Annotated in this window: 11 protein-coding genes and 1 pseudogene; 8 read left to right on the top strand and 4 right to left on the bottom strand. The window is 37.0% G+C overall.

The genetic code is table 11. The annotated features are described in order from the left end of the window. Window positions 1-174: 174 nt before the first annotated feature. Both H5975_RS06000 and H5975_RS05995 read left to right on the top strand, forming a co-directional pair. Complete coding sequence (locus H5975_RS06000) at window positions 175-1893, top strand: plasmid pRiA4b ORF-3 family protein (protein ID WP_204785290.1); 1719 nt, start codon at window positions 175-177, stop codon at window positions 1891-1893. 155 nt (window positions 1894-2048) lie between these two features. Then, the gene (locus H5975_RS05995) at window positions 2049-2690 is read left to right on the top strand and encodes a DNA-3-methyladenine glycosylase I (RefSeq protein WP_204785289.1); all 642 of its coding nucleotides are present in this window, start codon (window positions 2049-2051) and stop codon (window positions 2688-2690) included. Window positions 2691-2727: 37 nt separating this feature from the next. On the opposite strand, the gene abc-f is transcribed toward H5975_RS05995, so the two are convergent. The 3 genes from abc-f to H5975_RS05980 form a co-directional block, all read right to left on the bottom strand. Further along, window positions 2728-4221: a ribosomal protection-like ABC-F family protein gene (abc-f, locus tag H5975_RS05990; protein WP_204785288.1), complete on the bottom strand. Its 1494-nt coding sequence runs from the start codon at window positions 4219-4221 to the stop codon at window positions 2728-2730. Between the two features lie 305 nt (window positions 4222-4526). Continuing rightward, a complete protein-coding gene (locus H5975_RS05985; RefSeq protein WP_204785287.1) occupies window positions 4527-5849 on the bottom strand; it encodes a cupin domain-containing protein in 1323 nt (440 codons plus the stop codon). Beyond that, window positions 5842-6702, bottom strand: coding sequence for a Sir2 silent information regulator family NAD-dependent deacetylase (locus H5975_RS05980; RefSeq protein ID WP_204785286.1), 861 nt, complete (start codon window positions 6700-6702; stop codon window positions 5842-5844). Before H5975_RS05980 ends, H5975_RS05985 begins: the two co-directional genes overlap by 8 nt. Window positions 6703-6906: 204 nt before the next feature. Between H5975_RS05980 and H5975_RS05975 the strand changes: the two genes are divergently transcribed. Beyond that, a complete protein-coding gene (locus H5975_RS05975) occupies window positions 6907-7491 on the top strand; it encodes a TetR/AcrR family transcriptional regulator (RefSeq protein WP_204785285.1) in 585 nt (194 codons plus the stop codon). Between the two features lie 190 nt (window positions 7492-7681). After that, the gene (locus H5975_RS05970; RefSeq protein ID WP_204785284.1) at window positions 7682-7996 is read left to right on the top strand and encodes a DMT family transporter; all 315 of its coding nucleotides are present in this window, start codon (window positions 7682-7684) and stop codon (window positions 7994-7996) included. Between the two features lie 6 nt (window positions 7997-8002). On the opposite strand, the gene H5975_RS05965 is transcribed toward H5975_RS05970, so the two are convergent. Then, window positions 8003-8434, bottom strand: a complete 432-nt coding sequence (locus H5975_RS05965) for a GNAT family N-acetyltransferase (protein WP_204785283.1) — start codon at window positions 8432-8434, stop codon at window positions 8003-8005. 73 nt (window positions 8435-8507) lie between these two features. On the opposite strand from H5975_RS05965, the gene H5975_RS05960 reads away from it, so the two are divergent. The 4 genes and pseudogenes from H5975_RS05960 to H5975_RS05945 all read left to right on the top strand — a co-directional run. Beyond that, complete coding sequence (locus H5975_RS05960) at window positions 8508-9002, top strand: TetR/AcrR family transcriptional regulator (protein WP_204785282.1); 495 nt, start codon at window positions 8508-8510, stop codon at window positions 9000-9002. Window positions 9003-9107: 105 nt separating this feature from the next. Then, the gene (locus H5975_RS05955; protein ID WP_204785281.1) at window positions 9108-9416 is read left to right on the top strand and encodes an MGMT family protein; all 309 of its coding nucleotides are present in this window, start codon (window positions 9108-9110) and stop codon (window positions 9414-9416) included. A gap of 86 nt (window positions 9417-9502) precedes the next feature. Then, complete coding sequence (locus H5975_RS05950) at window positions 9503-9988, top strand: hypothetical protein (protein ID WP_204785280.1); 486 nt, start codon at window positions 9503-9505, stop codon at window positions 9986-9988. A gap of 103 nt (window positions 9989-10091) precedes the next feature. Next, a pseudogene (locus tag H5975_RS05945) lies at window positions 10092-10279 on the top strand (metallophosphoesterase); the annotation flags it as partial.

Below are 10279 nucleotides of genomic sequence, written 5' to 3'. Positions count from 1 at the left end.
GGTGGCTTAATTCGAGACCAATGAAATGTTTAAATTGGCAAACACCAATTGAAGTCTTTTTTAGAAACTTACATGATAATTGTTAACTTATTTCTTGCAATCTGCCATAATTAAAAAGGCTATTACTTGACAAACCAAGTGAATAAATTAGGGCAACCAACATGGAGGAAAATCATGGTTCAATTACTCTTTGATGATCGCTTAATAGATCAACTACCAATGAATAAATATAAATTAGCAAATCAGTCTTTCAAAAAATGGTCACTGGCACCAGTGAAAATTGGTCAGCAGCATTTGTATCTTTATGTTGAAGAGAAAACAGGAATGCCAATTTTTTCTGATCAACTTGGCCAAGATCAATTTTCAATATTATACTCAAATTTAGTAGAAACTTTGGGCTTTTTGACAGCTAAACAAAATGAATGGTTACTAGACGAAATTGATTTTACATCAGTGTACTACCGTTATTTACAACCATTGACTAATCCGTTTTTACCACAATACGAAAAATTCATTGAACAACATCAAAAAGAATTCATTAAGGCTGCACAGCAAGATAATGATGTAGCACGGAACGTAACTTTATTAAAGTTAACTAGTAAGTTACTAAAAGAAATGAATTTATACGATAAAGTTTTAGCTAGCTTTGTTCAAAATGTAAACTTTCTTAGGCCTCAAAAAACTCACCGACCAAAAGCTAATGCCAAATATGTTATTTATCAACCTAATTTTGATGATCCGCGTTATTGGCAAGAAAGTGTTAAAGATGAACTTACGGATGATGACCAGAACATTATAAGAATACGTAAAAACAATCAAAGAATGATTGATCAGTTTTTAAAGAGTGAGATTGGACAGGACGTTGAAAATCAAAAACAAGGTCAGAAAATACTAGAGGACTATTTAAATAACTTCTTGGTGAAACAGCAAGGAGAGGTCATTACCACTAATTTAGCTTCTTTTAACCTTTACATGACTACTGTCGATGACCATGACGGATTGATTAGATATACGCTGACAGATTTTTATGAATTCTTAAGTCAAGCAGGAATTCTCACATTAGCAGATGTTCGAACAGTTAACAGCGAAGCAGATAATGACTTTACTGTTTTGGATGCACAACCATTACCAGGAGATAAAGAGGAATTTCACAAGCTTCTCTCATTCCAATTACACGATCCCGAATTTTTTGAAGAAGCACAAGAGCTAATTAAAAATGGTGACCTTCCTGCTTCCTATCAGGATATATTGGATGATGTTCGTCAGAAATATGCTAATTCAAATTCTACTGACAAGATCAAATTATCACGGATTAGCCAGTATTATCATTTACATAGTGAATTAGTGGGATTTCAGCCAAAAATGACGCGTGATTTTGTAATTAGTGGTGATCAATCAATTTCAGAAATGGCAGAGTTGCTGATTGTGATGTTTGGCGGGACCTTATATCATCTATATAATGTTGAAAACCCAGTTTCCAAGACCACTTACGAATTGCAAACTGAGGACGATGGTGCTATGGACCTGTTTATGGGTTCCAATAGTTATAATATAGTGGATGCTGAACAAGCAACGGTATCACTACTAAACGATGACGATGAGTTACGAGTGAATTATGATTTTGGTGACGGTTGGGAGTTTAAACTGACCATTCAGAATATTACAGCTTTTGATTCATTAGGGACACCGCGGATTACTGATGCTGTAGGTTACGGGATTATTGAAGACATCGGTGGCCCTACTGGTTTGACCGAGTATTATCAAGAATTTAAAAATGGTGACGTAGATCCATATTTCAAAGAATTATTAGATGGTCATTTGGTGGACTTAGGAATTGTCGACATTAATAGAATTAATACAATGGTGCGGGCATATCTTTCTAATAATATCTGATTGCTTTGTTCATAAATAACAATCAAAGCCACTCAAAAAGAAGGGTGCCGACAATCCCTAAATTGAAAGGATTGTCAGCGCCCTTTTTGAATTATGATAGTAATATAGTATTGATAATTAATCGTTTATTAAGTCACAGTAAGGAGGATGGAAGGATGGCTGAGCAATTAAAATGGTTTAAGGACGATACTCTTCATCAAAAATATTACCCGGGAAATAAATTGTATAAACATTATCAAGATGATGTGTGGGGAATTCCACCTCATAATGATCGTAGCATTTTTGAACAATATACAATTGGAATGTTTGCAGCCGGCTTGAGCTGGAATGCTTCCTTTTTAAAATACCCTGAATTAACTAAGGCATACCATAATTGGGACTTCGGCCGAATCGCTAAAATGGGTGATGATGAGGTTAAGGCGATGCTTGATAATCCTAAACTTATTCGCAATGAACGTAAAATCCGTGCAACCATCAGTAATGCAGAAACGGTTATAAAATTGCAGGATAAATATGGATCTTTGGATAATTATTTTTGGCAACAAATGGATTATTTTCAGTGGCGTTTTCGAGTGCCAACCATCAGCTCCCTGGGTACTACAATCCCATTGGGTGACAAAATCGCCAAACAAATGAAGAAAGATGGCTTTAAATACGCTGGCCCAGTTTCCGCCTACTCATTTATTGTTTCAATTGGGCTAATTAACGCACGATTAGATGGTAAAGGATTTGAAGATGATCCAAAGTCACTAATTAAGCCGTACTCTGAACAGGGGCAAAATACTTTTAATGTTTAAATGACTCATGCATATTTTTTTGAAAATTCCGATTTAATCATCTTTGGCAGGGGGGGGTAAGTGAAACTTGTTTAGTCGCAACTTCACCAATAAAGTTTTGGTCGTGTTCAATGAATAATATCGGTGGTTGATATTCCTTAATTAAGGCGATTAACTGTTCTTGATTATAAGTATCTAGATAATTGAGTGGTTCATCCCAAATATAGAGTTGTGCAGGTTCGACCAATGACTTGGCTAACTCAACCCGCTTTTGTTGTCCCATACTCATCCGCTCAATCGGGATATTAAATGTTTGCCGTTTAAACCCTAGTTTAAAGAGGGTGTTCAGTAATTGCTCATAGTCAAGCTGGTGATTGTTTGCAAATTCTCTTAACAAGCCATGGTTGCTAGAGTAATCTTGGCGGACTAAGCTGATCTGGAGCTTATTAGCTATGTCAATTTGACCAGAAATATTGCCTGGGAAATCGCCACAGATTGCTTTAATTAAACTGGATTTACCTATTCCATTATTACCAACTAATGCTACTTGTTCATGACTTTTCAATGTAAAACTAACTGGTTGGAACAGTTGTCGATAGTAGGAAAGCGATACTTCTTTGGCTGTTATTAATGACTTATGAAGGGAAGTCCGGTAGTTAAGCTCAAGACTAGCAATCTGTTCGCGTTCGTTTATTAATGCTTCTTTTTCATGAATAGTTTCATTCATCCGCTTATTCATTATGGTGGACTTTTTCATCATTTTAGCGGCTTTAGCACCGATAAATCCTTTATCAGCATGAGCGTTGTTTTTCTTTTCACTCTCTGCTTGTTGTGCCCATTGCTGGCGTTGCTGTTGTTTTTGTTTAAGCTGTTTAATTTCACTTTTAAGCTGCTGGTTCACTATCAGAGCCTCTTGATCACGGCGTCGCTTCTGTTGGAAATACGTTGAATAGTTACCGTGTTCTAAAACTAATTGATGTTGTTCGATCACTAAGCAATGATCAATAACATGATCTAGAAAATTGCGATCATGACTGGTAATAATAAAGCCAGTCTTTTTAGTTTTTAAATAGTTAGCAAGTTGTTGTCGGCTGGCTTGATCAAGATGATTAGTTGGTTCATCGAGTAACAAATAATATCCATCCAGTGCGAATAAACTCGCTAATTGCAATTTTGTTTTCTCACCACCGCTTAACGATTTATATGGCTGATAAAGAATATCTAAGTTGGTGTGTAATAGATTTAATTCCCGTTCAACCTTCCATTGTTCATCTTGTAGAACTGGTAAGGCATAATAGATTTCACCAATCGCATAATTAGTTACTTCAGGTTCAATTGAGAGGGGAAAACTAGCAAAATTAAGATTACATTGAATCTTGCCAGTATAATCTAGTTGGTTTTGGAAAATCTTCATTAATGTTGTCTTTCCACGGCCGTTTCGCCCTAATAAGCCTAGTTTCCAACTGCTTTCTATGTCTAGGTTGCAATTATCAAAAAGGGCGTTTTGGCCTGGATAAGCAAAAGTCATATTTTTAATAATAATTGGTTCCATATTTATCACGCTCCATTCAATCATTTAGTCGAAGTAACGCTTAGGAGCCGTCTACTACTCAATTATTGGCAGAAAAAAAGGTCTACCGCAGACGGGTAGGCCAAGAGAGTGAATACAGCATTCACTTTTATTTAGTGATCTTCGCATTGAATTTAAATTCTACCCATAAAGGAGTGTGTGACCGCGTAATAAGGTCAAGGTTCCTAGTTAAAATGTGCAGAATTAAAATAACAATGGATGATTCCTCCTCAAAATTTGTGATTTTACTTTAGCATTTAAATATAATTACGTCAACTAGCACGATATTATTGTTTAATCATTAAGCGCTCAATCAAAGCTTTTTGGCCTGGATAAGCTTTCTCTAATTGATCAACTTTTGGAATCAGTAATTCTCCAGAAGTATTGTCTGGGAATGTAATGCTGATTTGTGAAAACCCGGTTTTACCACCTTTATGTGTTTCCATTGCAATAAAGGTTCCGGCTTCAACATAAAAACCGTGAACTTCATTTTTACGTTTGTTGAGTCCCAGTTTAACGGAGTGGTAATGACCATCTTGTGTAAAGCAATGGACAGTTACGGGATCACCATATGTGTACATGATTGCACGACCGTATTGCACCATGTGGAGATGTGAAGGGTGTGCTGGGTCAATCGTCGTGTACATTACCAACTCTCCAGGACGATATCCGCGGTTAACGGTGTAGGAAGGGTAAAAGTTTTTCATCATCTCGTCCTGTTGTTTCTGTTGTTCTGGAGTTGGCTTTGGAGCTGGTTTAGTAGGGCCTTGAGTTTGCAAGTCTCCAGTTCCAGTGATTAGGGCATCAAATGCTTCAGAAATTGTTGAAGAGAAACCAATTGAGCGTTCTCCAATCACATTAGGAATATTTAATTGGCCCTTATTGATGGTGATGTAATGGCTTTGAGCATTACCAGCAACCAATTGCATACTTGGTTCTTTGATCATTCTGTTTTGTGGACCGATTCCCAATTCTAACACCAGAATCTTTTGATCTTGGTATTTGTTGACAAAGTTAGCAAATCCTTCTACCTGAGTTTGATCCATCTTAAATAAGTCGCCGGGAATATTGAGTGCTAATGGGGAACCACAATCACCACAAGTTGGCAGGTCTTGTTCTGTTAACGTCCCGTTTTGATCCTTAAGATAAATCTCATGCAAAACGTCCTTTAAATCTACCAAGGAGTGTTCCTTAGGATGAGTAGTACATACCCCAGTTTGCCAATTGCCTTCAACTTCAAGGTAATTTTCGAAACCAGCAAGCGCGAAGTGGTGGTCAATGTTTGATGTCCAAATAAAATGAGGCTTACCATCTACAATTTGTTTTAGTTGGTCCATCAGTTCACCAGGTTGGTAGTTGTAATTATAAAATTCAGCAATTTTAGCATAAACTCGCCAACGATCTAATTCGTTTGGATATTGGTATCCTAAAGCCCCTAGCAAACTTGGAAGATTGTATTTTTCCACTAGGTCGCCTAATACGGTTACTAATTTTTGATCATTAGCAAATAGGTTTAAACCTTCAGAAATTGAAAAACCGTTACTTGCAGTTATTAAGATTGCATCCGCATCGTTTAACCATTTTTGTGCAGTTTTGATTGAGTTAGCCATTTTGTCCTCCTTGGATTTGTTGTGCAATTTGCTTCAAGGCTTCTTCGGTGTCACTTTGAATTAACAACGAGCGGTCAGCAATCGCTGGGTTAGTTAAAGCATCCTTCGGGTTAAAGTTTATATAGAAGGAATTTGGTAGGTAATTAGTCATTTCCCAGAATGGTTGTTGGATAAACATTGGAGTCATCCATCCAACCCCGATTTCTATAAACAGAATCTTCTTGTTTCTATACTTGCCAAGGAACCGATTTGCTTTATCGTATTCTTCATAGTATTTTTGGTCTTCTAAGAATTCGGGACCACGAACCCATGGAATGAGTGGGGAACCATCGACTTCACTTTTTGGCATGAACTCTTTAGCAAGCCGGTTGTTTTCAATCTTAGGAATTAATTCATCAAGGTAACTCTGAATAGGATATAGGTGTTTATCAGTATCAGTGTTTTTGCTTTGGAAAAAGCCCCAAGAACCCTGGATTTCGCTAACGCGTTCGTCTGGGAAAAACTTTTTGAAAAGCATATCCTGATTAGTTGTAATGATGTGGAAAGGCTTGTCTTTAACGATTGTTTTCACGTAGTCATAAACATCGTTTTGCGGTGGAATGGTGGAAACCATCTTTAGCATCTTCAAAAGATAGGCCCAACGTTCTTCTTGAGAATCAAAACGGTTGTAAAATCCTTTAAAGATTCCTTCAAAATGGTACTTTTCGTAAAAGTCTTTCATATACTTCATAAATAAAGGACTGGCTTCGTACCAGAAATCCATTCCAGCAGCGTTTGACATTCCGGATCCAGCACCAATGATAATTGCATCAGCTTCTTGAATATGTTTTGCTACATTATCAATTTTATTCATATCTTTGCTCCTTATTAATCGACACTCTGTAGTTTTATGGATACAGTGTTGTTAAATGTTATAATTGATTGTAGCGAGCTTCATGAACGGAATTAATAACAACTTAGAATCGGTTGTCTGATTATGGACAGCACTGAACAAGTTGTCCATAATTTTTGGTAAAATGACTTTGTTCATAAAAATTATTAAAGGATTGTGATAATTATGGCTAATGGAGAAAGAAAACAAGATCGCCGAACGCTATACACGATTAACACTATCAAGGATAGTTTTTTGAAATTAATTCAGAAGATGCCGTTTTCCAAAATCACGGTTACGAATCTTTGCCAAGCTGCTGATATCAGCCGGTCAACTTTTTATTTACACTTTGAATCAATTAACGATGTCTTAAATGCAGTCTTAGATGACGCCATTATGGCAGCATCTCCAGCTGATTTAGCAACTGATGCAATGGGCATTGACTATTTAAAGGATAACGAATCTTTAATCCCAACATGCCAGCATGTAGGTGCTAATTCAAAGTATCGTCAGTTGTTGCTGGATCCTGATCTCTCCGAATACATTGTTGGACGGATTATGGTTCATGAACGCGATCGCGTAATTCCACTAATTCAACAAAAAACGGGATTATCGAAAAAAGATGCTGAAACGTTATTCTTGTACAATTTACACGGTTCTTTTGCGGTTAATCGTGCGAACCGATTCCAAAAAAACGAAGCATGGAATCACGATGTTCAACTTTTAAATAGTTTTACTTTGAATGGTTATAATACCCTGAAATCAAAATAAAACGCTCCTTACTAAACTAAGTTAGTAAAGAACGTTTTGGTGTAATGTTTGACAAGGTTGTCACTTGTTGTTAAAATTTAAACTAGTTTAATAGATGTTCCACCGGGAACAATGAGATAGTAATACTTTTCCATTAGGTCATAGAAGGAAGGGTGTTGCTATCTTTTTTATTTATAAGGAGGAATTTGTAATGCAATGGGTATACTTAATTTTTGCTGGTTTGTTAGAGTGCGTATGGTCCACAACGATGAAATTAAGTAATGGTTTTTCACATTTATGGTGGTCAATTGCGACAATTATTGGGTTAGTACTTAGCTTTTTATTTTTAGCATTATCTTTAAAGCGACTTGATCTTTCACTAGCATACCCGATTTGGACCGGAATTGGTGCAGTTGGGTCGATTCTAGTTGGTTTGATCCTGTTTCACGATCAAATTAGCCCGTTGACTTGGTTGTTTATTGCTCTTCTAATCATTGGAATCATCGGTATTAAGGTTACTAGTTAATGTATATTAATAATCTTCTAAAATCATTTTTACATGAGGAGTGGATTCATGAATGAATGGCTCACCGCTGGTTTTAAATCCAAAGTGCTTATAATAACCGACAACTTGTTCCTGGGCCAAAATAACAATCGGCTTTGAACCGAGTTGACGACACGCTTCTATAATATGGTGCATTAAAGCGGTAGCTAGTCCTGTATGGCGAGCCGATTTAGCAACGACAACACGACCAAAGACAATGTGATCATCAACTAGAAAAACTCGTGCGTATGCATCGACTTGGTTTTGATCGTTGAGATGGTAGACATGTAAAGCATGCAAATCATCATCGTCCAGTTCTGGGTAGATTCGTGATTGTTCTACCACAAAAGTATCAATGCACAATTTTAAACTGGCGAACGCCTTTATTATTAGTGTAGTTAATTTAATTTCAAAACTCAAGAACAGATTATGTAACCTGTCTATTTATGGACGGTTGTCAAAATTTGTTGTTAACTTTTAAAGGAGAACCATAATGGCAAATGTTCGTAAAACAGATCGAAGAACTGTATATACTTTGAATGTAATTCAACAAGCCTTTTTAAAATTAATTGATCAGCAACCATTTGCTAAGGTTACGGTTGCACAGTTATGCCGGGAAGCCGATATTACGCGGTCGACATTTTATTTACACTACTCGAATTTAAATGAAGTGTTAGATGCAGTTCTGGATCAAGCGTTGCTGGCGAATCAAGACATGACTTTTGACGCGGATCCGGATGATACTTCTCTTGTTTCTGCTTGTCAAAGGATTGCAGGGGCACCAAAATACCGGCGTTTATTGATGGATCCCGATCTAAGTGAATATATTATTGGACGAATTGCACAACACGAGCATGATCGGATTGTTCCGAAAATAGTGCAACGAACTGGCTTATCAGAACAAGCTGCAACCAGCCTGTTCATCTACATGATTCACGGCTCATTTGCGATTAATCAGCGTCACCATTTTACGAAAACGCCTGAGTAGTTTGCAGACATTAAAATGTTACAGAATTTTATTGATGCAGGTTATGGTGATTTTCATAAGGGTTAAAATTAATTCCAGGAAACTTGATAGGACGGCGAAATAGCGATGACTAAAATCGATGAACAATTTATGCGTGATGTATTAAATATCGTTGATATTATTCCATTCGGCAGAGTCGCCACATATGGGCAAATTGCCAAATTAATTGGTCTCCCGCGGAATGCACGGCTAGTTGGCAAAGCTCTCGGCAAATCTGGTGGTTATGGTAAACACCCTTGTCACCGTGTTGTAACAGCAACCGGACGGCTCGTTCCTGGCTGGTTTGACCAACGTCCAATGTTATTGGCAGAAAATGTCCCATTTAAAGACGACAATCATGTTGCGATTAAAAAGTGTCAATGGCAAGGAATTTAATTAACAAACATGACAGCAAAGTAGTACGATAAAGGTGTAGAAAACGCTTACATAATTTATCACAAAATACGAAATGGGGGATTGTCATGTTATCATCACAAACACAATTTGTTGATTTGCCAAATGGTAATCATGTCTGGACACGACGAATTGGTCATAGTCCACGAAAATTGATGTTATTACATAACAGTACTGAAATGCCGTGGCAATATTTAACAACGTTTACTAATTTTGCAAGGCAAAATGATATTGAAATTATATTAGTTGAAATGTTAGGCTCATACCTTTCAGACCAACCTGAAACTGACCGAATGCCAAGTGTAGCTGAGCGGATGTCTGAAATACAACATGTCGTAGCTCACTATCGGTTGGATAAATTTGCAATTCACGGGATTGCTGATACGACAAGCCTGGCCAGGGAAAATGTTAAAGATCATGCCAATGCCCGGCGACTATTAACAGATCAGGATGAGTTAGCATCTGCACGAGCAACCGAAGTTTTGGGTAATTTTGATAATCCAGACTATCTGAATATGTTGAGAACGCGGTTACGTTATACTGTTACTGTTTAGAAATAATTTTTAAAAGGACTGCGATCTAATAAGTAGGTCGCAGTCCTTTTTAGTACTGAATGTGATATATTATAGAAAATTTTGCTGAGGATGGTGAATGATTGTGCGGGTCGCGTTTGGTAGTGATAATCATTTAGATGTGAATCAGGTTTCAGTTGAAGAAACCTTGCATCAACAAGCCAAGTGGTTAAATGAGCACCATGTTCAAGCATATATTCATGGCGGTGATCTTTTTAACGACTTCAGCCAAACTAGGAAGTATATGTATCAATTAGAACATCAGTTAACGGG

Source organism: Limosilactobacillus coleohominis, assembly GCF_016901675.1.
In the GTDB taxonomy this organism is placed as follows: Bacteria; Bacillota; Bacilli; order Lactobacillales; family Lactobacillaceae; genus Limosilactobacillus; species Limosilactobacillus intestinavium.
This window is presented reverse-complemented; position numbering and strand designations above follow the sequence as displayed.